General features: G+C 65.7%; 20 protein-coding genes and 2 tRNA genes. 18 read left to right on the top strand and 4 right to left on the bottom strand.

The window, feature by feature from the left end:
* The first annotated feature begins 9 nt into the window (after positions 1–9).
* The 11 genes from AC13FN_RS10715 to pnp all read left to right on the top strand — a co-directional run bounded on the left by AC13FN_RS10715 (position 10) and on the right by pnp (position 12,784).
* On the top strand, positions 10–1,518 hold the full coding sequence (locus tag AC13FN_RS10715) for an NADH-quinone oxidoreductase subunit M (RefSeq protein ID WP_049437087.1): 1,509 nt from the start codon (positions 10–12) through the stop codon (positions 1,516–1,518).
* Between the two features lie 15 nt (positions 1,519–1,533).
* Positions 1,534–2,994, top strand: coding sequence for an NADH-quinone oxidoreductase subunit NuoN (gene nuoN / locus AC13FN_RS10710; RefSeq protein WP_049437089.1), 1,461 nt, complete (start codon positions 1,534–1,536; stop codon positions 2,992–2,994).
* 127 nt (positions 2,995–3,121) lie between these two features.
* A tRNA-Met gene (locus AC13FN_RS10705) sits at positions 3,122–3,198 on the top strand.
* Positions 3,199–3,280: 82 nt separating this feature from the next.
* Positions 3,281–3,357, top strand: a tRNA-Met gene (locus AC13FN_RS10700).
* 366 nt (positions 3,358–3,723) lie between these two features.
* Positions 3,724–4,314, top strand: coding sequence for a ribosome maturation factor RimP (gene rimP / locus AC13FN_RS10695; RefSeq protein ID WP_019660578.1), 591 nt, complete (start codon positions 3,724–3,726; stop codon positions 4,312–4,314).
* 4 nt (positions 4,315–4,318) lie between these two features.
* Positions 4,319–5,830 carry a transcription termination factor NusA gene (gene nusA, locus AC13FN_RS10690; protein ID WP_006458580.1) on the top strand — a complete coding sequence of 504 codons (1,512 nt, stop codon included), beginning with the start codon at positions 4,319–4,321 and terminating at the stop codon, positions 5,828–5,830.
* Between the two features lie 92 nt (positions 5,831–5,922).
* Entirely contained in the window at positions 5,923–8,568 is a 2,646-nt protein-coding gene (gene infB, locus AC13FN_RS10685; protein ID WP_054172228.1) for a translation initiation factor IF-2, read from the top strand.
* A 124-nt stretch (positions 8,569–8,692) separates the two neighbouring features.
* Positions 8,693–9,076, top strand: a complete 384-nt coding sequence (rbfA, locus tag AC13FN_RS10680; protein WP_005410447.1) for a 30S ribosome-binding factor RbfA — start codon at positions 8,693–8,695, stop codon at positions 9,074–9,076.
* A gap of 105 nt (positions 9,077–9,181) precedes the next feature.
* Positions 9,182–10,090, top strand: coding sequence for a tRNA pseudouridine(55) synthase TruB (gene truB, locus AC13FN_RS10675; RefSeq protein ID WP_217013859.1), 909 nt, complete (start codon positions 9,182–9,184; stop codon positions 10,088–10,090).
* Positions 10,091–10,263: 173 nt separating this feature from the next.
* Positions 10,264–10,524 carry a 30S ribosomal protein S15 gene (gene rpsO, locus AC13FN_RS10670; RefSeq protein WP_005410445.1) on the top strand — a complete coding sequence of 87 codons (261 nt, stop codon included), beginning with the start codon at positions 10,264–10,266 and terminating at the stop codon, positions 10,522–10,524.
* 151 nt (positions 10,525–10,675) lie between these two features.
* Positions 10,676–12,784 (top strand): polyribonucleotide nucleotidyltransferase, encoded by a 2,109-nt coding sequence (gene pnp, locus AC13FN_RS10665; RefSeq protein ID WP_032128652.1) that lies wholly within the window; start codon positions 10,676–10,678, stop codon positions 12,782–12,784.
* A gap of 114 nt (positions 12,785–12,898) precedes the next feature.
* Here pnp and AC13FN_RS10660 read toward each other — a convergent pair whose 3' ends face one another.
* A complete protein-coding gene (locus tag AC13FN_RS10660) occupies positions 12,899–13,897 on the bottom strand; it encodes a tetratricopeptide repeat protein (RefSeq protein ID WP_482984870.1) in 999 nt (332 codons plus the stop codon).
* A gap of 222 nt (positions 13,898–14,119) precedes the next feature.
* On the opposite strand from AC13FN_RS10660, the gene AC13FN_RS10655 reads away from it, so the two are divergent.
* Positions 14,120–15,310, top strand: coding sequence for a glycoside hydrolase family 18 protein (locus AC13FN_RS10655; RefSeq protein ID WP_482984871.1), 1,191 nt, complete (start codon positions 14,120–14,122; stop codon positions 15,308–15,310).
* 90 nt (positions 15,311–15,400) lie between these two features.
* Positions 15,401–15,805 (top strand): VOC family protein, encoded by a 405-nt coding sequence (locus tag AC13FN_RS10650; RefSeq protein WP_054172224.1) that lies wholly within the window; start codon positions 15,401–15,403, stop codon positions 15,803–15,805.
* 24 nt (positions 15,806–15,829) lie between these two features.
* Here the strand turns inward: AC13FN_RS10650 and AC13FN_RS10645 are convergent, their stop codons facing one another.
* Genes AC13FN_RS10645 through AC13FN_RS10635 form a run of 3 tightly spaced genes read right to left on the bottom strand, consistent with a single transcriptional unit; the run spans position 15,830 to position 17,959 of the window.
* Positions 15,830–17,389, bottom strand: coding sequence for a PepSY-associated TM helix domain-containing protein (locus tag AC13FN_RS10645; protein WP_054172223.1), 1,560 nt, complete (start codon positions 17,387–17,389; stop codon positions 15,830–15,832).
* 10 nt (positions 17,390–17,399) lie between these two features.
* Positions 17,400–17,663 carry a hypothetical protein gene (locus AC13FN_RS10640; protein WP_329922915.1) on the bottom strand — a complete coding sequence of 88 codons (264 nt, stop codon included), beginning with the start codon at positions 17,661–17,663 and terminating at the stop codon, positions 17,400–17,402.
* Positions 17,663–17,959, bottom strand: a complete 297-nt coding sequence (locus AC13FN_RS10635; RefSeq protein WP_110712976.1) for a hypothetical protein — start codon at positions 17,957–17,959, stop codon at positions 17,663–17,665. The genes AC13FN_RS10640 and AC13FN_RS10635 overlap by 1 nt, the downstream gene beginning before the upstream one ends.
* 429 nt (positions 17,960–18,388) lie before the next feature.
* Between AC13FN_RS10635 and thrS the strand changes: the two genes are divergently transcribed.
* From thrS to AC13FN_RS10610, 5 genes are all read left to right on the top strand, one after another.
* The gene (gene thrS, locus AC13FN_RS10630) at positions 18,389–20,290 is read left to right on the top strand and encodes a threonine--tRNA ligase (protein WP_482984872.1); all 1,902 of its coding nucleotides are present in this window, start codon (positions 18,389–18,391) and stop codon (positions 20,288–20,290) included.
* Positions 20,291–20,338: 48 nt separating this feature from the next.
* Positions 20,339–20,881: a translation initiation factor IF-3 gene (gene infC / locus AC13FN_RS10625; RefSeq protein ID WP_079222586.1), complete on the top strand. Its 543-nt coding sequence runs from the start codon at positions 20,339–20,341 to the stop codon at positions 20,879–20,881.
* A 266-nt stretch (positions 20,882–21,147) separates the two neighbouring features.
* Positions 21,148–21,345: a 50S ribosomal protein L35 gene (gene rpmI / locus AC13FN_RS10620; RefSeq protein ID WP_005410436.1), complete on the top strand. Its 198-nt coding sequence runs from the start codon at positions 21,148–21,150 to the stop codon at positions 21,343–21,345.
* 11 nt (positions 21,346–21,356) lie between these two features.
* On the top strand, positions 21,357–21,716 hold the full coding sequence (gene rplT, locus AC13FN_RS10615; protein WP_005410435.1) for a 50S ribosomal protein L20: 360 nt from the start codon (positions 21,357–21,359) through the stop codon (positions 21,714–21,716).
* A 193-nt stretch (positions 21,717–21,909) separates the two neighbouring features.
* On the top strand, positions 21,910–22,905 hold the full coding sequence (locus tag AC13FN_RS10610; protein WP_005417865.1) for a phenylalanine--tRNA ligase subunit alpha: 996 nt from the start codon (positions 21,910–21,912) through the stop codon (positions 22,903–22,905).
* The last annotated feature ends 34 nt before the right edge of the window (positions 22,906–22,939 follow it).

Here is a 22,939-nt window from a genome sequence, read left to right as displayed (position 1 = left end):
TAAGAAGACGTGTCGAACTGGCCTCTACTCAGTGTCCTCATCTGGCTGCCGATCATCGGTGGCGCCCTGATCCTTGCGATCCGTGATGCACAGACCGCCCGCTGGGCGTCGCTGGGCGTCGCGGTACTCACCTTCGTTGCAAGCCTCTCGCTGCTGAGCGGCTACAACGCGGGCATCGACGGTCTGCAGTTCGTCGAGACCCATGCCTGGATCCCGGCGTACAAGATCGGCTACAACCTGGGCGTGGACGGCATTGCCGTGGCGCTGATCCTGCTGACCACCCTGGTCAGCGTGCTTGCCCTGATCGGCGCCTGGAGCGCCATCGACAAGCGCGTGAACCAGTATGTGGCGGCCTTCCTGATCCTGGAAGGCGTCACCGTCGGTATCTTCTCGGCCACGGACGCGATGCTGTTCTACGTGTTCTTCGAGGCGATGCTGATCCCGATGTTCCTGATCATCGGTGTCTGGGGTGGTCCGCGCCGCATCTACGCCGCGCTGAAGTTCTTCCTGTACACCTTCCTCGGCTCGGTGCTGATGCTGGTGGCGCTGATCTACCTGTACATGAAGGGCGGCAGCTTCCAGCTGGCCGACCTGTACGCGCTGCCGCTGTCGGCCAAGGAACAGACCTGGATCTTCTTCGCCTTCCTGATCGCCTTCGCGGTCAAGGTGCCGATGTTCCCGGTACACACCTGGCTGCCGGACGCCCACGTGGAAGCGCCGACCGCCGGTTCGGTGATCCTGGCCGCCATCGCGCTGAAGATCGGTGGCTACGGCTTCCTGCGCTTCAACCTGCCGATCGTCCCGGACGCGTCGCAGGAATGGGCCTGGCTGGTGATCGCGCTGTCGCTGATCGCGGTGATCTACGTCGGCCTGGTCGCCCTGGTGCAGGACGACATGAAGAAGCTGATCGCCTATTCGTCGATCGCACACATGGGCTTCGTCACCCTGGGCACCTTCATTGCCCTGTGGCTGGTGCGTGAAGCCGGCAACGCCGACGCCGCCCGCCTGGGCCTGCAGGGCGCCATGGTGCAGATGATCTCGCACGGCTTCGTGTCCGGTGCGATGTTCTCCTGCGTCGGCGTGCTGTACGACCGCATGCACAGCCGCCGCATCGCCGATTACGGCGGCGTGGTCAACGTGATGCCGTGGTTCGCCACCTTCGCCATGCTGTTCTTCATGGCCAATGCGGGCCTGCCGGGCACCAGCGGTTTCGTTGGCGAGTTCATGGTCATCCTGTCGGCCTTCCAGCGTAATCCGTGGATCGCACTGGGCGCGGCCACCACCCTGATCATCGGCGCCGCCTACACCCTGTGGCTGTACAAGCGCATCTTCTTCGGCGAAGTGGCCAACAGCCACGTGGCCGAACTGAAGGACATCAACGGCCGCGAATGGCTGGTGCTGGGCGTGTTCGCCATCGGCGTGCTGGCCCTGGGCATCTACCCCAAGCCGCTGACCGACCTGATGGAGCCCTCGATCGCGAAGCTGGCGATGCAGATCGCATCCAGCAAGCTGCTGTAATTCCAGGATTTGATGATGACCACCTCGCCGCTGCTGCCATTGACCGCCGCTGACCTGCCACCGCTCGCTCCCGAGCTGGTGCTGATCGGCAGCGCCTTCGCCCTGATGATCCTCGACCTGTTCGTCAGCAACCGGAACAAGATCGTCACCCACCTGTTCTCGCTCGCTGCGCTGGCCGTGGTGCTGTTCATGCTGGCCACCGGCGTGGGCGGGCAGGGGGAGGTCTTCCATGGCATGTTCGTGCGCGATACCGCCGCGGACGTGATGAAGACCGGGATCGTGCTGCTCAGCGGCCTGACCCTGATCTACGGCTGGCGCTACCTGCGTGACCGCAACCTGTTCCAGGGCGAGATCCCGGTGCTGATCCTGTTCGGCACCGCCGGCATGATGATCCTGGTCTCGGCCGGCAGCCTGCTGATGGTCTACCTGGGCCTGGAACTGCTGGCGCTGTGCTCCTACGCCCTGGTCGCCAGCAACCGCGAGAACGGCCTGGCCTCGGAAGCGGCGATGAAGTACATCGTGCTCGGCTCGCTGGCCTCCGGCCTGCTGCTGTACGGCATGTCGCTGATCTACGGCGCCACCGGCAGCCTGCACCTGGACGTCATCCGCGATGCCATCCCGCACTCGGAAGAGCGCGTGCTGCTGATCACCGGTGCGGTGTTCATGATCGCCGGCGTCGCCTTCAAGCTGGGTGCCGCGCCGTTCCACATGTGGCTGCCGGACGTGTACCAGGGTGCCCCGGCGCCGATCGCGCTGTTCATCAGCTCGGCACCGAAGCTGGCCGCATTCGGCATGGCCTACCGCCTGCTGGAAATGGGCGTGGGCCCGCTGTCGACCGAACTGCAGCTGCTGATTGCTGGCCTGGCCGCCGTCTCGCTGGTGATCGGCAACCTGATGGCCATCGCGCAGAGCAACCTCAAGCGCATGCTGGCGTTCTCCACCGTCTCGCACATCGGCTTCCTGCTGATGGGTATTGCCGGTGGCGGTTCGCAGGGCTATGCCGCCGCGCTGTTCTATGCACTGGCCTACGCCATCATGTCCACCGCCGCCTTCGGTGCGATCATCGCGCTGTCGCGTGCCGGCTTTGAAGCCGAGAACATCGAGGACTTCAAGGGCCTGAACGCCCGCAACCCGTGGATGGCCGGCCTGGTGCTGTGCATCATGGCGTCGCTGGCCGGCATCCCGCCGTTCCTGGGCTTCTGGACCAAGCTGGCGGTGCTGGGCGCGGCCGTCAACGGTGGCCTGCTGTGGCTGGCCATCCTCGGCGTGCTGTGTGCCGTGGTCGGCTGCTTCTACTACCTGCGCGTCATCAAGGTCATGTACTTCGATGAGCCGGTGGGCGAGGCCATGCCGCGCAGCAACGACCGCGTCCTGGGCCTGGTGCTGGGCGTGAACGCGCTGGCACTGCTGGCGCTGGGCCTGGCCTGGAACCCGATCATGGTCTGGTGCCAGCAGGCATTTGCGCATCTTGCATAAAAGTTGACACAAAGCTGCGCGATTCGTGTAATATGCGCAGCCTGAGTTGTCACTGCAGCGGTTCAGCCAGAACATCGTTGCGGTAGCCCTCCTCGAAAGAGCAGGGCAGCAGTTCAAACACTTCCGGTGCGGGGTGGAGCAGTCTGGCAGCTCGTCGGGCTCATAACCCGAAGGTCGCAGGTTCAAATCCTGCCCCCGCTACCAACATCGAACCGGCGCCAACCGGTCTGATGAATGAGGGAAAGCTTGCATGTTTTGAAGTTATCGCTCATAATTCCGCTTCTGATGCGGGGTGGAGCAGTCTGGCAGCTCGTCGGGCTCATAACCCGAAGGTCGCAGGTTCAAATCCTGCCCCCGCTACCAAGTAAAGAGATCGCCTTCGAAGTCCTGCTTCGAAGGCGTTTTTCTTTGCGGTTTGCGTCGTTTCCGTCCGATTGGGGTCAGATCCCTTTTCCACGGGAAAAGGGATCTGACCCTGGGTCCGCACCTTGCACCAGCGCGGTGCAGTCGCTATCATCAGCGGCCTAGCAATACCCCTGAAGGTGGCCTCCCAGCGGGAGTCCAGACCCGGAAGGAGGGCCGCAACCGGCAGGCAATGCCGGTTGCAACCGGAATCCAGTCACCGGAGTCTTTCCGGAAAAGGGGCCCAGCGGGCCCTTTGTCGTTTCCGGGGCGTCATGTTTTCACGCCGGCCAAGGCCGGCACCCAACCAAGAGATCAAGGCAGGCTGTGAGCGACAAGGCAACCGACATCGCGAATCTGCTCGCCCCGACCGTTGTGTCGCTGGGCCTGGAGCTGCTGGGCGTTGAGTATCTGCCGGCCCCCGGCGGTGCGACCCTGCGCCTTTACATCGACGTGCCGCTGGCTGAACAGCCCGAGCGCATCATCAATGTCGACGACTGCGAGCGGGTCAGCCGCGAAGTGTCGGCGCAGCTGGACGTCGAAGACCCGATCAGCGGCAATTACACGCTGGAAGTGTCCTCGCCGGGCGTGGATCGCCCGCTGTTCAACCTGGAGCAGTTCGCCCGCCACCAGGGTGAATCGGCCAAGGTCACGCTGAAACTGCCGCAGGACAACCGTCGTCGCCTGCAGGGCCGCATCGAAGCGACCGACGAGGCCGCAGGCACCATCACCTTCATCGTCGACAAGGCTGAAGTGGTGGTGTCGGCCGACAACATCGACAAGGCACGGATCATGCCCGACTGGGTGGCGCTGGGGCTGGCCCCGAGCAAGCCGACCGGTCCGGCACCGAAGCGTCCGAAGCCGAACACGAATTCTTCTTCCAACGAGCCGGCGGCAAAGAAGCCGCGCGCGGAGTGAGCCAATGAGCAAGGAACTGTTGCTGGTAGTCGACGCAGTCGCCAACGAGAAGGGCGTGCCGCGTGAAGTGATCTTCGATGCCATCGAGGCCGCCCTGGCCTCGGCAGCGAAGAAGCGCTATCCCGACGAGGAAGTGCTGACCCGCGTGGTCATCGACCACAAGGATGGCAGCTACGAAACCTACCGCCGCTGGGAAGTGGTGGCCGATGACGTGGTCATGGAATCGCCGGATCGCCAGATCCGCCTGATGGACGCCGTCGATGAAGCCGAAGGCGTGGACGTCGGCGACTACATCGAAGAGCAGATCGAGAACCCGGACTTCGGCCGCATCGCTGCCCAGGCCGCCAAGCAGGTCATCGTCCAGCGCGTGCGCGAAGCCGAGCGCCAGCAGGTCGTGGATGCATGGAAGGATCGCGTGGGTGAGCTGATCACCGGTGTGGTCAAGCGCGCGGAGCGCGGCAACATCTACGTCGACCTCGGTGGCAACGCCGAAGGTTTCATTCCGAAGGACAAGGGCATTCCGCGCGACGTGCTGCGCGCCGGCGACCGCGTGCGCGGTTACCTGGCCGAAGTCCGTTCGGAACCGCGTGGCCCGCAGCTGTTCATCAGCCGCGCCGCCCCGGAATTCATGATCGAGCTGTTCAAGCTGGAAGTGCCGGAAGTCGGCCAGGGCCTGGTGGAAATCAAGGCCTGTGCCCGCGATCCGGGCGACCGCGCCAAGATCGCCGTGCTCGCCCACGACCAGCGCACCGATCCGATCGGCGCCTGCATCGGCATGCGCGGTTCGCGCGTGCAGGCCGTGTCCAACGAGCTCAATGGCGAGCGCGTGGACATCGTGCTGTGGAACGACAACCCGGCCAACTTCGTCATCAACGCGATGGCGCCGGCCGAAGTGCAGTCGATCATCGTTGATGAAGACAAGCACTCGATGGACCTGGCTGTCGCTGAAGACCGCCTGGCCCAGGCGATCGGCAAGGGCGGCCAGAACGTGCGCCTGGCCAGCCGCCTGACCGGCTGGCAGCTCAACGTGATGACCCAGGACCAGGTCACCGCCAAGTCGGAAGCCGAGCAGGCTTCGGCCCGCCAGCTGTTCATGGACAAGCTGGAAGTGGACGAAGAGATCGCCGGCATCCTGGTCAGCGAAGGCTTCGGCACCGTCGAGGAAATCGCTTATGTCCCGGTCGGCGAACTGCTGGCCGTGGAAGGTTTCGACGAAGACATCGTCGAAGAGCTGCGCGCTCGTGCCCGCGATGCGCTGCTCAATGAGGCCCTGGCAGTCGAAGAAGGCCTTGAAGACGGCCAGCCGGCGCAGGACCTGCTGTCCCTGAAGGGCATGGACGAAGCCACCGCATATGCGCTGGCCGGCCACGGCGTGCGTACCAGCGAGGACCTGTCCGACCTGGCCGCCGACGAGGTCATGGACTTCGGCATCGAAGGACTGGATCAGGCGCGCGCCGCTGCGCTGATCCTGGCCGCCCGTGCCGAAGAGATCGCCCGACTGGAACGCGGCGAATGAGCCGGCAATGAACAGGGCCCTGAGCCGCTCAGGGCGTAGAATCCGCGCCACCTCCAGATGCGGGGGGGCGCCCACAAGATCATAGGATCCGAATGTCGCAGCAAACCACCATCCGCAAGCTTGCCGAACTGGTCAACACGCCGGTCGAAAAACTGCTGGAACAGCTGGCCGGTGCCGGCATGAAGTTCAGCGGTCCCGACCAGGTCGTGACCAGCTCCGAGAAGGTGAAGCTCCTGGGCTTCCTTCGTCGTTCGCACGGCAAGCCCGAGCAGGCCCCGGAAGAGACCGATCAGTCTGCAAAGAAGATCACGCTCAACCGCCGGAAGCAGCAGGAAGTGACGGTCAATTCCGGTCGCAGCAAGACGACTGTGAATGTCGAGGTACGCCAGAAGCGCACCTACGTCAAGGATGGTGCGCGCGCCATGACGCCGGACGAAGAGCGCGCCGACATCCTGCGCAAGCTGGAAGAGTCGCGCGCGCGCAATCTCGCCGAACAGCAGGCGCTGGCCGAAAAGGATCGTCTGCGCGACGAAGCCATCGTCCGTGCCCGTGAGGAAGAGATTGCGGCCAAGGAACGCGCAGAGGCCGAGAAGAAGGCGGCCGAGGAAGCTGCGGCCGCCGCCAAGGCTGCCGAGGCACTGGCTGCCACCAAGCCCAAGCGCGCTCCGATCGATGAAACCGCGCCGCGCCCGCCGCGTGCTCCGGCCGCCGCGCCGGCTGCGCCGCGCAGTGCGCCGCCGCCGCCGCGCAACGACGACCGCAACAACCGCAGCGCGCCGCGCAACGAGCGTGGCCCGGGCGACCGTTTCGCCGGCCAGATGCATCTGTCGGCGGCCGATCGTGCGCGTCGTGGCAACAGCAACAACAGCAACACCCGGGGTCGTCCGGGCGGGCGTAACCAGGCGGGTGGCCGTCGCGACATGTCGCGCGGTGGCAACAACGCCGGTCCGCACGCCTTTGAGCGTCCGACCGCGCCGGTGGTGCGTGAAGTGGCGATCGGCGACACGATCACCGTGGCCGACCTGGCGCAGAAGCTCGCGCTGAAGGGCGGCGAGGTGGTCAAGGCGCTGTTCAAGATGGGCGTGATGGCCACCATCACCCAGTCCATCGACCATGACACCGCCGCGCTGGTGACCGAAGAACTCGGCCACAAGGCGATCCGTGCCAATGACAACGACGCCGAAGACGCACTGCTGGCCTCGACCGGTGAAAACCAGGGCGAAGCCACCCAGCGTCCGCCGGTGGTCACCATCATGGGCCACGTCGACCACGGCAAGACCTCGCTGCTGGATTACATCCGCCGTACCAAGGTCGCCACCGGCGAAGCCGGCGGCATCACCCAGCACATCGGTGCCTACCACGTGGATACGCCGAAGGGCGTGATCAGCTTCCTGGATACCCCGGGCCATGCTGCCTTCACCTCGATGCGTGCCCGCGGCGCCAAGCTGACCGACATCGTGGTGCTGGTCGTGGCCGCCGATGACGGCGTCATGCCGCAGACCAAGGAAGCGATCCAGCACGCCCGTTCGGCGGGTGTGCCGCTGATCGTGGCGATCAACAAGATCGACAAGTCCGACGCCGACCCGATGCGGGTCAAGAACGAACTGCTGTCCGAGCAGGTCGTGGCCGAAGACTTCGGTGGTGACACCCAGATGGTGGAGATCTCGGCCAAGACCGGCCTAGGCATCGACGACCTGCTGGACGCCATCTCGATCCAGGCTGAACTGCTGGAACTGAAGGCCGTCGACGAAGGCCGCGCCGCGGGCGTGGTGATCGAATCGTCGCTGGACAAGGGCCGTGGCCCGGTCGCGACCGTGCTGGTGCAGCAGGGCCGCCTGAAGAAGGGCGACTACCTGGTGTGCGGCATCCAGTACGGCCGCGTGCGTGCGCTGTTCGACGAAACCGGCAAGCAGCCGGAGTTCGCCGGCCCGTCCATCCCGGTGCAGGTCCTGGGCCTGTCCGGCGTGCCGGAAGCCGGTGACGACTTCGTGGTCGTCGAGGACGAGCGCCTGGCCAAGGACGTTGCCCAGCAGCGTGAGACCAAGCGCCGTGAATCGCGCCTGGTGGCCACCGCGGGCAGCCGCATGGAAGACATCATGGCGACCCTGGGCAAGGGCGAGGGCCAGCAGGTCCTCAACCTGGTCATCAAGGCCGACGTGCAGGGTTCGGTGCAGGCCCTCAGCCAGGCATTGGTCGCGCTGTCCAACGAAGACATCCGCATCAACGTGATCCACTCCGGCGTGGGCGGCATCACCGAATCGGACGCCAACTCGGCGGCCGCTTCGAAGGCTACCGTCATCGGCTTCAACGTGCGTGCGGATGCTTCGGCCCGTCGCATCATCGAATCCAACGGCGTGGACCTGCGCTACTTCTCGATCATCTATGACGTGATCGATCAGGTGAAGCAGGTGGCCTCCGGTCTGCTGGGCGTGGAGATCCGCGAAGAGATCATCGGTATCGCCGAGGTCCGCGACGTGTTCCGCAGCTCCAAGCTGGGCGCCGTTGCCGGCTCGATGGTCATCGAGGGCGTGGTCAAGCGCAACAAGCCGATCCGCGTGCTGCGCGACAGCGTGGTGATCTTCGAAGGCGAACTGGAATCGCTGCGCCGCTTCAAGGAAAACGTCGAGGAAGTCCGCAACGGTACCGAATGCGGTATCGCGGTGAAGGCCTACAACGACGTCAAGCCGGGTGACCAGATCGAGTGCTTCGAGCGTATCGAAGTGCCGCGCACCCTGTAATGCTGTACAGGACCGGCCCTCACGGGCCGGTCCACCCCCTGGTGGGGCCCGACCAAGGTCGGGTCGCTCCTCCTGGTAGGACCCGACCTTGGTCGGGTCACATTCAAATCGAGAGCCCGACCGCGTGCCCAAGACTTTCCATCGAACCGACCGTGTCTCCGCCCAGCTGCGCCGTGAACTCGGCACCCTGGTGCACAACGCCGTGCGCGAGCATGGGTTGCCCTCGGTGAGCGTGTCCGACGTGGAAATCACCCGCGACATGGCTCATGCCAAGGTATTCGTCACCGCGCTGATGCCGGAGCGTTCGGCCGAAGCCGTGGCCGGCCTGAAGGAGCTGGGCTACCGCCTGCGCATGGACCTGGCCCGTGCGATGAAGTTGCGCCACGTGCCGGAGCTGCATTTCCACTACGACGACTCGGTCGACCGTGGTGAGCACATCGACAACATCCTGCGCGACCTGCCCGATACGCTGGCCGCGGAGAAGCGTCGCGAGAGCGACGAAGAATAAGCCAGCGCCGGGCCCATGCCCGGCGTCTTTTCATTCCGGCAACGCGATGCCTGTGCCGGCCGCGCTGCGGCAGCCGAGCATGGCTCGGCTCTACACAATCCTGTCATGACCCGAATTCAGTTCCGCCGCCTGGATGGCATCCTGCTGCTCGACAAGTCGACCGGCATGAGCTCCAACGCCGCCCTGCAGGTGGCCCGTCGCCTGTTCCGTGCCGAGAAGGGCGGCCATACCGGCAGCCTTGATCCGCTGGCCACCGGCCTGTTGCCGCTGTGCTTCGGCGAGGCAACCAAGATCGCCGGCCTGCTGCTCGGCTCGGCCAAGGCCTACGACGCCGAGATCGTGCTGGGCCAGACCACCGACACCGACGATGCCGAAGGCCAGGTGCTGCTGCAGCGCCCGGTGCCTCCGATCAGCGCCGAGGCCCTGCAGGCGGCGCTGGTGCCGCTGACCGGCAGCATCCGCCAGCGCGCGCCGATCTATTCGGCGCTGAAGCAGGGTGGGGAGCCGCTGTATGTGAAGGCCCGCCGCGGTGACGTCATTGAAGCGCCGGAGCGCGAGGTGCAGGTGCACGCTATCGAGGTGCTCGAGCAGCACCCGGAGCGGTTGCGGCTGCGGGTGACCTGCGGCTCGGGCACCTATATCCGCAGCCTGGCCCGCGATCTGGGCGAGGCGCTGGGCTGTGGCGCGCATATCAGCGCGCTGCGCCGGCTCTGGGTCGAGCCGTTCCGTGAACCGGCGATGGTCACCCTGGATCAGCTGCGGGCGATGGTCGAGGCGGGTGACGAGGCGGGCATGGACGCGCTGTTGCTGCCGCTGGCGGCCGGCCTGGCTGAATACCCGCGGGTCGACCTCGATGCCGACCAGGCCCATCGCTTCTGCGTCGGCCAGCGCCAGCGCGATCTGTCGTGGCCCCGTGGTCTGGTGGCCGTGTTCGGTCCGGACGATGCTGTCCAGGGGTTGGGTCAGGTCGATGACAGTGGCCTGCTGGCTCCGCAGCGTCGTTTCAACCTCTGACCGGGCCCGGGCGGTTCAGCCCCGGTCCTTGTCCCGGAAGCCCCCGACCGTTACAATTTCGCGGCCGTTTTCCGGCAGCCTGCCTCGCGCAGGTTTCATCCTCGTAGTCCACGGCGAGCCTGGCGGTGCGCGAAGCGCGTTCCTGCCGGCCACGCATCACAGAGAAAAAAGAAATGTCGATCGACACCCAGAAGGTCATTGAAGACAACAAGCGCAGCTCGGCTGACACCGGCTCCCCGGAAGTCCAGGTTGCACTGCTGACCGCCCGCATCGAACTGCTGACCGGCCACTTCAAGACCCACAAGAAGGACCACCACAGCCGCCGCGGCCTGCTGCAGATGGTCAACCGCCGTCGCAGCCTGCTCGACTACCTGAAGAAGAAGGACGTCGAGCGTTACAAGGCCCTGATCGAGAAGCTTGGCCTGCGTCGCTAAGCAACGAATCCCCCGCGGCGCAGCGATGCGCCGCGGTTTTGTTTTGTAGCACCGCAATCCCCGATTCAGGCCGGAACGATCCGGCCACCCGCTGGCGGCAAGGGTCGCCGACGGTCCAAATTCGCAGACAGCATCCCCAAGGACACCCTCCGTGGCAAAAATCACCAAAACCTTCCAGTACGGCAAGCACACCGTCACGCTCGAGACCGGCGAAGTCGCCCGTCAGGCCAGCGGTGCCGTCATCGTCAAGATGGACGACACCGTACTGCTGGTCACCGCCGTCGCCGCCAAGAGCGCGCGCGAAGGCCAGGACTTCTTCCCGCTGACCGTCGATTATCAGGAAAAGTTCTACGCCGGCGGCCGTATCCCGGGTGGTTTCTTCAAGCGTGAAGGCCGTGCGACCGAGAAGGAAACCCTGATCTCGCGTCTGATCGACCGTCCGATCCGCCCGCTGTTCCCGGAAGACTACAAGAACGAAGTGCAGATCATCGCCACGGTCATGTCGCTGAACCCGGACGTGGACGGTGACATCCCGGCCCTGATCGGCGCCTCGGCTGCCCTGGCCCTGGCCGGCACCCCGTTCATGGGTCCGATCGGCGCTGCCAAGGTCGGTTACAAGAACGGCGAGTACATCCTGAACCCCACCGTCAGCGAACTGGCTGACTCGCAGCTGGAACTGGTCGTCGCCGGTACCTCCAACGCCGTGCTGATGGTCGAATCCGAAGCCGCGCTGCTGTCCGAAGAAGTGATGCTGGGCGCTGTGACCTTCGGTCACCGCGAAATGCAGAAGGTCATCAACGCGATCAACGAGCTGACCGTCGAAGCCGGCACCAAGCCGTCGACCTGGGAAGCCCCGGCCAAGAACGACGCGCTGATCTCCGCCCTGAAGGAAGCCATCGGCCCGCGCCTGGGCGAAGCCTTCCAGGTGCGCGACAAGCTGCAGCGCCGCGACGCCATCTCGGCGATCAAGAAGGACGTGGTCGAAACCCTGGCTGGCCGCGTGGCCGCTGAAGGCTGGAACCCGGCCGAGCTGTCGAAGGAATTCGGCGAGCTGGAATACCGCACCATGCGTGACTCGGTGCTGGACACCAAGGTCCGCATCGACGGCCGTGCGCTGGACACCGTCCGCCCGATCGCGGTGAAGACCGGCGTGCTGCCGCGTACTCACGGTTCCTCGCTGTTCACCCGCGGCGAAACCCAGGCCATCGTGACCATCACCCTGGGCACCGCCCGTGACGGCCAGGTCATCGACGCCGTTGCCGGTGAGTACAAGGAAAACTTCCTGTTCCACTACAACTTCCCTCCGTTCTCGGTGGGTGAGTGCGGCCGCATGATGGGCCCGAAGCGCCGCGAAATCGGCCACGGTCGCCTGGCCAAGCGCGGCGTGCTGGCTGTCATGCCGTCGCTGGAAGCCTTCCCGTACACCATCCGTGTGGTCTCGGAAATCACCGAGTCGAACGGTTCCTCGTCGATGGCCTCGGTCTGCGGCTCGTCGCTGGCCCTGATGGACGCCGGCGTGCCGGTGAAGGCGCCGGTTGCCGGTATCGCCATGGGTCTGGTCAAGGAAGGCGAGCGCTTCGTCGTCCTGTCCGACATCCTGGGTGACGAAGATCATCTGGGCGACATGGACTTCAAGGTGGCCGGTACCGCTGAGGGCATCTCCGCCCTGCAGATGGACATCAAGATCGAAGGCATCACCGAAGAGATCATGAAGCAGGCCCTGCAGCAGGCCAAGGCTGGCCGTCTGCACATCCTGGGCGAAATGGCCCACGGCCTGACCGCTCCGCGTGAAGAGCTGTCGGACTACGCGCCGCGCCTGCTGACCATCAAGATCCACCCGGACAAGATCCGCGAAGTGATCGGCAAGGGTGGTTCGACCATCCAGGCCATCACCAAGGAAACCGGCACCCAGATCGACATCCAGGACGACGGCACCATCGTCATCGCGTCGGTCAACGCCATCGCCGCCCAGGCCGCCAAGGCCCGCATCGAGCAGATCACCTCGGACGTCGAGCCGGGCCGCATCTACGAAGGCAAGGTCGCCAAGATCATGGACTTCGGTGCGTTCGTCACGATCCTGCCGGGCAAGGACGGTCTGGTCCACGTGTCGCAGATCTCCAGCGATCGCGTCGAGAAGGTCGGCGACGTGCTGAAGGAAGGCGATGTGGTCAAGGTCAAGGTGCTGGAAGTCGACAAGCAGGGCCGTATCCGCCTGTCGATGAAGGCCGTGGAAGAAGGCGACGCCGTCAGCGCCGAGTAATCGGCGGTGGGTGTCAACCTTGGTTGACACGCTCCTGGAATCGCTGAAATGAAAAAGCGGGCTTCGGCCCGCTTTTTCTTTGCCTTCAATCCTGTGGGTGAGAACCGTTGGTCCTTACACCTGCGCGCCTTCTTCCTCTTCCCCCAGCCACCACACCTGGCCCGGAGCGGGGTCACTCAGCGGATGCTCGCGCTGTTCGATGGCCTCCAGCACGCGTCCCGGGGCCGCAGCGGCCCACGTCGCCAGCAGCGTCTCCACCGCAGCCCGGCCCTGAGCGGCAATGCCCAGATCGCGCTGGCGCGCCCAGGTGCCTTCCTCAGTGACTTCTGCCTCGTCGCCATGCTGATGCGGGGTGCCATAGCTGCAGCGGCGGCACAGCCGGCGCACGGTCGCGGTCCAGTCCTCGACCATGCCGATGCCGGGCAGGTTCATGGCCCCCAGGGCAGCGATGTCATCGGCTGAATCGCACTGCACGAACACGGTGAAGGTCGCCATGCCCGATGGCTGCAGGCGCTGCATGGCATTGAACACCGGTACCTCGCGTTCGCCGTATGTACGGCGGCCGGTCGATGCACCGTCATGCAGCACGATGTCGCCGAAGCGGAAGCCACTTTCGGGCAGCGGTACGTTGTCGATGCGTGCACGCACCGGATCAATGCGGCTCATGTACACCACCTCGGCATCGGACCATGGCGCCAGGCGCACGCAGGCCACGCCGAAGTTGCCCTCGATCGGGCCTTCGCCCTCGGGCAGGGTGATGCCACAGCGGGTCCACTGGCGCCGTGCTTCGGCCCAGTCCGCCATGCCGGTGGCGGCGATGCCGGCATTCCAGGCCGTGGCGACATCGAATTCCTCGCGCAGCTGCTCCGATCGCAGGTTGTCCTGCAACGAGGCCGGCCAGTCGCGCAGGTACTTGTGCGTCAGCCCGCGCATGTAATGCAGGTACGGCACTTCGGGAGCGAGTGCGATCAGCTCGGCAAACAGCGCCACCGCCTGGGGCAGGTCGCCTTCGTGGAACGCGTCGTAGGCGCGCGCTTCCAGTGACTGGCGTTCATCGAGGGATGCGTCGTCCAGCAGGTCGCCGTCGGGGTTGGTGTCGTGATCGATGCTCATGTCCATGTGCGGTTGAAGATCCGCGGCCACCTTAGCCGATGCAGGAGGCCGGGTGCGCCGCGTCGGCGCGTGTCCTGCTGCAATGCATGATGGCAGCGGCATGACTGCCCCATTGTCGCCCTCTGGCGGATCGTTGCTGTCCACTGGACGACATGTGGCGACATCGGTTCCACAGCCTCATCGGTTTGCTAACGTGGCGGCGCCTTCGAACCGGGAGATTCCATGTTCCGCCAGACCGTGGCCGTCCTTGCCGTGCTGATTGCCGGCGCCCTGCCCATTGCCGCGCCCGCCGCGCCCGCACAGCCGCCGATCTTCGGTGCCTACTACCCCGGTGGTTCGGCCGAGCGCTATCCAGTCTCGAGCATTCCCGCCGAGCGCTTGACCCATCTGTTCTATGCGTTCTCCACCATCGAGGACGGCCGCTGCACGGTCGGTGCCGAAGCGCCGAAGAACTTCGCCGCGCTGGCTGAACTCAAGAAGGCGCATCCGCACCTGCACACGCTGATTTCGATCGGTGGCTGGGGCGCGGGTGGGTTCTCCGATGCAGCGTTGACCGAGGCCAGCCGCAAGCGCCTGGTGGACTCATGCATGGCACTGTTCTTTGATCGCCATGCCGGCAGCTTCGATGGCGTGGATATCGACTGGGAATTCCCGGTCAGTGGCGGCCCGAAGGAGCTGGCGCACCGTCCGCAGGATCGCACCAATCTGACCAAGCTCGCGCAGGCGTTCCGCGTGGCACTTGATGCGCGCGGTCGCAAGGCGGGGCAGCCGATGCTGCTGACCGCCGCGCTGGCCGCCGGTCGCCTGCAGACCGATGGCCCCTACGATCCGGCCGCCAGCTACGACCTGCCGGCGCTGGCCAAGGTGTTCGATTTCATCAACCTGATGAGCTACGACATGGGCACTGGCTTCTCGACGGTGTCGACCTTCAACGCACCGCTGCATGAGGTACCGGCCGACCCACTGGCGCCGGAGCTGCGGCGCTGGAACAACGTGGCCGGTGCCGTGCAGTTCTACCGCGACCACGGCGTACCGGCCGACAAGCTGGTGCTGGGCGTGCCGTTCTACGGGCGCGGCTTCAAGGTCACCGGCGATGCCCCGGATGGGCTGTACCAGTCCTACAGTGCGCCGGCCGATGCCGGCGACTGGCGGGTGATCAAGGCGCGCTATCTCGACCAGCCGGGTTGGACGAAGCACTGGCAGCCGCAGGCGCAGAGCCCGTGGCTGTACAACGCCGAACAGAAGGTCTTCATCAGCTATGAAGACCCGCGCTCGATCGGGCTGCGTGCGCAGTTCGCCCGCGAGCAGGGCCTGGCCGGTGTATTCATGTGGGAGCTGACCGGCGACGACGAGCAGGCCAGCCTGCTCAACGCCATGCTGGGCCCCTGGCAGAAGGCGCGCATCGGCGATTGAGCTGCATCAGGCGATGCCCGGCGCAATGCCGCAACGCCATCGGCCCAACCCCGCACAGCATGTCCACGCCCGCAGCGTTACGCTGCGGGCATGATCCATCTCGAACGCCTGGACCATCTGGTCCTCACCGTCGCCGACATCGACCGCAGTTGTGATTTCTACCAGCGCGTGCTCGGCATGCAGGTCGTGCGCTTCGGCGCGGGCCGTACCGCGTTGCAGTTCGGCCAGCAGAAGATCAATCTGCATCCGGCCAGTGCCCCGCTGCAGCCGCATGCGTTACGACCCACGCCGGGCAGTGCCGACCTGTGTCTGGTCACGTTTACGGCGACAGTCGATGTGCTGGCCCACCTGCAGGCGCAGGCCGTCGCGGTGGAGGAGGGGCCGGTGGCCCGCACCGGCGCACTGGGGCCGATCGAATCGGTGTACTTCCGCGACCCGGATGGCAACCTGATCGAAGTCAGCCGTTACCCGGACCCAGCGCACCTGCTCCGGTAGCGCCGTGCCATGCCCGGCGAAGGCTCAGTTCGCCCAGACGCTGTTCGGATCGCCGTTGCGGGCGCGCCGCTGGCTGGCGACGGCCAGGCGGGCGAAGCCGAAGGCCATGGCCAGCGCGATGGCATCGACCCAGAACAGCGGCCAGTGGCCACGCGCCGCAGCACGCCACAGCCAGTCACCATTGAGTGCGCCGTGCAGGATCGGCACCAGCGCGGTACTGATTGCCGCCGCCCACAGCAGCTCGCGTGCGGCCTGTGCCGGGCGGCGCAGCGCGGCCCACAGCGCACAGGCCGCCCAGCTGCCGAAGCAGGCCCAGCGGATGCCGTGGTCGACCGCCGCCGGCGCCAGCCGTTCCAGCACCAGCGCGGTGAGGAACGCGACCGAGATCGCCACGCACAGGCCGATGCACACGCCGACCGTGGCCCGTGCCATGTTCACTCCGGCGCGCGGCTGCTGCGGCTGGCGACGCTTGCGCCGCGACTCGATCCACAGCAGGTTGCCCGAGTAGAACAGGAACGCACCGCCCAGGCCGAGCAGGAAGTACAGCCAGACCACCACGCCGTTGCCGAACTCACCGAAGTGCAGTGCATAGGCGGCGCTGAGCGTGGCGTGGTTGGCGTCGCGCTGGCCTGGCAGCTGGGTGGCCAGTACCTGGCCGGTGGCGACATCCAGCGCCACGGCGCCGAGCGGGCCGAGCGTGCCGGTGGATTCGCCGGTGATCTCGATGGTGGCGTTGGTGTCGCCCGCGTTGGCCAGCTTCAGGTAGGCCGGCTCGAAGCTGGTCACGCCCTGCGCGCGCGCCACCTCCAGCGCCCGCGCATGCAGCACGCGCAGGCTACCCGGCGGCGAGGGGATGCCGGTCGCTTCCCGCACCGGTGCGGTGTCCATCGCTGTTGGCACGGCCTGCAGGGCCTTGCCGTCGAAGATCAGGGGGTTGAGCAGGGCCATCTGCACGAACACCAGGCAGAGCAGGGCGCCGGTCACCGCGAACATCAGGTGGAAGGGCAGGCTCAGTACGCCGATCACGTTGTGCGCGTCCTGCCACAGCTGTTTCAGGTTGCGCCCCGGACGCAGCGCGAACAGGTCGCCGAGCAGCTTCGGCAGATGGATCACAAGGCCGCTCAGCAGCGCCATGCCGTACAGCAGGCTGACAATGCCCATCACGTAGATGCCGGCCACGGGCAGGCCCAGGCTGTAGTGCAGCTCGTTGACCAGCTCGGCCAGTCCGGTCTGCGGCGGCGTCGGGCTGCCGCCAATCTGCCCCGGCCAGGCATAACGCCAGCTGCCATCATCGGCCTGCCAGTACGCAAGTGGCTGCGGATGTTCGGCGCCGGGGAAGGTCATGCCGACGTGGCGGCGGGCTTCCGGGTGTGTCGCCAGTACGTCTTCCAGCAGGTACTGCGCATCGTCCAGCCCGGCTGGTAGTGCGGTGGCTGCGCCCGGCGTCTGCCACAGCGGCAGATCGTGGTGGAACAGGGTCAACGCACCGGCGTAGAAGGCCACGAACAGGCCGAAGCCGGCCACCAGGCCGACCCAGGTGTGCAGGGTGGTGAACGTGCGCAGGGTCTGCGAGCTGAACTTCATGGGGCGGGTCTCATTGCACCGCGCCGATCAGGCGCAGCAGCCCAAGCACGGCGAAGCCGGCGGCGGCGCTGCCACCCAGCACCAGCCAGGCACGCAGCGCGCTGCGGAAATTGAACGCCCACAGGGCGGCCAGCATCCACAGCGGGATGAAGGCGATCAGGGTCGGCACCAGCGCCCGCTGCCAGGGGCCGGGCGGCAGCCATGCCAGCAGGCCGGTCGCGGCCGCGGCCAGGAAGAAACCGGCGACGATGCCAGCGAAGGCGCGCGGCCACATCAGGGCGACTCCGCGCCGGGGCGGTGCCAGGCGGCCAGTGCCGGCAGCAGCATCGCCGCCAGCATCCAGGTGCACAGCATGGCCACCAGGCCGGCAGCGAAGCCGAGTTCTGCCATCCACAGCCACAGCGCAGCGGCGGCCGCGACCAGGCCGATCTGGCGGCCAAGGCGACCGGCGCGGCGCAGGCGCGGCCAGCGGCAGTGCGGCGAAGCGGCATAGAAGGCCAGCGCCGAGAACATCGCCGCCAGCATGCCCAGGCTGCAGAAGCCGAGCGTGGAAAGGCCGACGGTGATCATTGCGGACGGCTGCCGCGGCAGCGGGCCGGCGAACGCGGGGCACGGGCGGGGCCGGCGGGAGCCGGTCGGAGCGGGTGGCGCATCACGAGGTCCTGGGGGGGAAGCGGGCAGGCTGGCACGGGGCGGGCTGCGTGCACATGGTAGTCATTGCGTTTTCACGCCGCCAGCGGCGGCCATTCAGCGGACCGTACGGTAGCCCTTGGGCTTTCCGGTGCGCTGGTTTAAGATCATCACACTCCCTGACTGGAACAAGGTGGCCCGCGCCCAGCGCCGGCCGAGCGTGCGACATGAGCACTACCACCGCCCACTGTTGACCTGCCCCCGAAGGCCCTGTGTCCCAGGCGCCCTCGCGGCGCTTTTTTATTGCCCGGGCGCCGCCCCGGGAGCGCTTTCCAGCCCGCCCCGCGGGCCCCGCACGAAGCCACTGCGATGATCAACATTACCCTTCCCGACGGCAGCCGCCGCGAGTTTGAAAACCCCGTCAGCGTCATGGACGTCGCCCAGTCGATCGGCGCCGGCCTGGCCAAGGCCACCATCGCCGGTGCCGTGGATGGCGTGCTGGTCGATGCCAGCGACGTCATCGACCACGATGCCAGCCTGCGCATCATCACCGCCAAGGACGAGGAGGGCGTGGAGATCATCCGCCACTCCTGCGCCCACCTGGTCGGCCACGCCGTCAAGCAGCTGTACCCGGACGTGAAGATGGTGATCGGCCCGGTGATCGCCGAAGGCTTCTACTACGACATCTACTCCGAGCGCCCGTTCACCCCGGAGGACATGGCCGCGATCGAGAAGCGCATGGGTGAGCTGATCGCCCAGGACTACGACGTCATCAAGAAGGTGACGCCGCGCGCGGAAGTGATCGAGATCTTCAAGTCCCGTGGCGAGGACTACAAGCTGCGCCTGATCGAGGACATGTCCGACGATATCCAGGCGATGGGCATGTACTACCACCAGGAATACGTGGACATGTGCCGCGGCCCGCACGTGCCGAACACGCGCTTCCTGAAGGCCTTCAAGCTGACCCGCATCTCCGGCGCCTACTGGCGTGGCGACGCGCAGAACGAACAGCTGCAGCGCATCTACGGCACCGCCTGGGCCGACAAGAAGCAGCTCGAGGCGTACATCAAGCGCATCGAGGAAGCCGAGATGCGCGACCACCGCCGCATCGGCAAGCAGCAGGACCTGTTCCACCTGCAGGAAGAGGCGCCGGGCCTGGTGTTCTGGCACCCGAAGGGCTGGGCGCTGTGGCAGGTGGTCGAGCAGTACATGCGCAAGGTCTACCGCAACAGCGGCTACGGCGAGGTGCGCTGCCCGCAGATCCTGGACGTGAGCCTGTGGAAGAAGTCCGGCCACTGGGACAACTACCAGGACAACATGTTCTTCACCGAATCGGAGAAGCGCACGTACGCGGTCAAGCCGATGAACTGCCCGGGCCACATCCAGGTGTTCAACCAGGGCCTGCACAGCTACCGCGACCTGCCGATCCGCTACGGTGAGTTCGGCTCCTGCCACCGCAACGAGCCGTCCGGCGCGCTGCACGGCATCCTGCGCGTGCGTGGCTTCACCCAGGACGACGGCCACGTGTTCTGCACGGAAAACCAGATCGAGTCGGAAGTGACGGCCTTCCACCAGCAGGCGCTGGCGGTCTACCAGCACTTCGGCTTCGACGACATCCAGATCAAGATCGCGCTGCGCCCGGAATCGCGCCTGGGTGACGACGCCACCTGGGACAAGGCCGAAGGCGCGCTGCGCTCGGCGCTGACCGCCTGTGGCGTGGAATGGCAGGAGCTGCCGGGCGAGGGTGCCTTCTATGGCCCGAAGATCGAGTACCACCTGAAGGACGCCATCGGCCGTACCTGGCAGCTGGGTACCATGCAGGTCGACTTCATGATGCCGGGCCGCCTGGGCGCCGAGTACGTGGACGAGAACAGCCAGAAGAAGCACCCGGTCATGCTGCACCGCGCCATCGTCGGCTCGATGGAGCGCTTCCTGGGCATCCTGATCGAGCACCATGCCGGCCAGTTCCCGGCCTGGCTGGCCCCGACCCAGGTGGTGGTGGCCAACATCACCGACGCCCAGGCCGAGTACGTCTCGGGCGTGACCAAAACCCTTGCGGAGCAAGGCTTCCGCGTCAGCTCGGATTTGCGTAACGAGAAGATCGGCTATAAAATCCGCGAGCATACGTTGCAGCGCGTGCCCTACCTGCTGGTCATCGGTGACCGCGAGAAGGAAAATGGGGCTGTAGCGGTGCGTACGCGTTCTGGCGAAGATCTGGGCAGCATGAGCCTGCAGGCCTTCATCGAGCGGCTCCACGCCGAGGGCGCGTAAGCAAAGGTCCGGTCCGGGCGCAGAGGCACCCGGGCCGGTTCGATACCCTTGGGAGAACGTAATATCAGCACCCCTGACAACAAACAGAACCGCAAGAATCAGGAAATCCGTGTGCCGCGCGTCCGCGTGATCGGCAGTGACGGAGAAATGATCGGCGTGTTGTCGCGCGACGAAGCGCTGTCCATGGCCGAAGATGAAGGCCTGGACCTGGTCGAAATCCAGCCGCAGGCCGATCCGCCGGTCTGCAAGATCATGGACTTCGGCAAGTTCAAGTTCGAAGCGCAGAAGAAGGCCAGCGAGGCCAAGAAGAAGACCAAGCAGGTCGAGATCAAGGAAGTGAAGTTCCGTCCGGTCACGGACGAGGGCGACTACCAGATCAAGCTGCGCAAGATGCGCGGGTTCCTCGAAGAAGGCGACAAGATCAAGGTCAACATCCGTTTCCGTGGCCGTGAAATGAGCCACCAGGAACTGGGTCGTGAAATGGCCAACCGGATCGAGACCGATCTGGGCGAGGACATCGTCATTGAATCCCGTCCGCGCCTGGAAGGGCGTCAGATGGTCATGATGATCGCGCCGAAGAAGAAGACCTGAGGCCTGACGGGCCGCCTTCCGGGGCGCCTGGCTGAATGGTTCAGGGTAAAGGGGCGCCATTGGCGTCCCTTTGCTTTTGCAGGAAGCCGGTGAATTGTCGGCAAAAGGGTTGCAGGGGCTGGTGACAGGGCGGTTTTGCCTGTATCATGCCCGGCTCGACCCACCCAGGACGGGTCGTACGCCGATCATGGCAGGACGGAAAGAGCGGCCCAGGCCGCCGCCAGATCAGTCAGAAACCAGGGTCATATCCCATCAAGGACATTGCAATGCCCAAGATCAAGACCAACCGGGCAGCGGCCAAGCGTTTCCGCAAGACCGCCTCGGGCAAGTACAAGTGCGGCCACGCCAACCGTAGCCACATCCTCACGAAGAAAGCGACCAAGCGTAAGCGTAATCTGCGTCAGACGGGCCATGTCCGTGCAGAAGACGCAGGCCGTCTGGACCGCATGCTCCCTTACCTCTGAGGAACTGAAAAATGGCACGAGTTAAGCGTGGCGTACAGGCGCGTCGCCGCCACAAGAAAATTCTGGATCTCGCCAAGGGCTATTACAACGCCCGTCGCAAGGTCTTCCGCGTCGCCAAGCAGGCGGTCATCAAGGCACAGCAGTACGCCTACATCGGCCGTAAGCAGAAGAAGCGCAACTTCCGTTCGCTGTGGATCACCCGTATCAATGCGGCTGCCCGCATCAACGGCCTGAGCTACAGCCGCTTCATGAACGGTCTGCTGAAGGCCGGCATCACCCTGGATCGCAAGGTCCTGGCTGACATCGCCGTGCACGACGCAGCTGGTTTTGCTGCGCTGGCTGAAAAGGCCAAGGGCGCGCTGGCGGCATAAGTCCTTCCCGATGCCGTAACCGTTCACTCGGAACGGTGTCAGGTCAAGGCAATGCATGGGGAAGGGCGCAAGTCCTTCCCCATTCTTTTTTGGGTCCCGGCGAGGCCACGACGGCAGCGCGGGGACGGCGGTGGCGACAGGGGTCGGCCCTTCGCGCATCGCGATGGCAGATCGACTGGAGTTCCGGCCCCCCATGAGCGACATCCAATCCCTCACCACCCAGGCGCTGGCCGATGTGGCCGCCGCACAGAGCCCCGACGTGCTGGAACAGCTGCGCGTGGCCCTGCTTGGCAAGAGTGGCAGCATCACTTCGCAGCTCAAGCAGCTCGGCGCCCTGCCGGCCGACGAGCGCAAGGCCGCCGGTGAAGCGATCAACCAGGCCCGCGATGCGCTGACCCGCGCACTGGGCGAGCGCAAGGCGCTGCTGGAAGACGCGGCACTGGATGCGCGCCTGGCCGCCGAAGCCATCGACATCACCCTGCCGGGCCGCAATGGCGACCGTGCCGGCCTGCATCCGATCACCCGCACCCTGGAGCGCATCACCGGCATCTTCGGCCGGCTGGGCTACGAGCTCTCGGAAGGGCCGGAGATCGAGGATGACTGGCACAACTTCGAGGCGCTGAACTTCCCGCCGCACCACCCGGCGCGCGCCATGCACGACACCTTCTACTTCGGCGACGGCCGCCTGCTGCGCACGCATACCTCTGGTGTGCAGGTGCGCTACATGGGCGACCACGCGCCGCCGCTGCGCATGATCGCCGCCGGCAAGGTGTACCGCAGCGACAGCGACCAGACCCATTCGCCGATGTTCCACCAGGTCGAAGGCCTGCTGGTCGACGAGCATTCGACCTTCGCCGACCTGAAGGGCACGCTGGCCGAATTCGTGCGCGCGTTCTTCGAGCGCGATTTCGAAATGCGTTTCCGTCCCAGCTACTTCCCGTTCGTTGAGCCGGGCGCGGAGGTGGACATCGCCTGGCAGCAGCCTGATGGCAGCACCCGCTGGCTGGAAGTGCTCGGCTGCGGCATGGTCCATCCGAACGTGCTGCGCAATGTCGGCATCGATCCGGAGCGTTACACCGGCTTCGCTTTCGGCATGGGCGTGGAGCGTTTCGCGATGCTGCGCTACGGCGTCAACGACCTGCGCGCGTTCTTCGAGAACGACGTGCGGTTCCTGAAGCAGTTCGCGTAAGCCGCAACCGTGTAGAGCCGAGCCATGCTCGGCT

The sequence above is a fragment of the Stenotrophomonas sp. 115C5 genome, from assembly GCF_056861055.1.
Note: the sequence above shows the minus strand (reverse complement) of the source record. Positions and strands in the feature narration are given on the sequence as shown.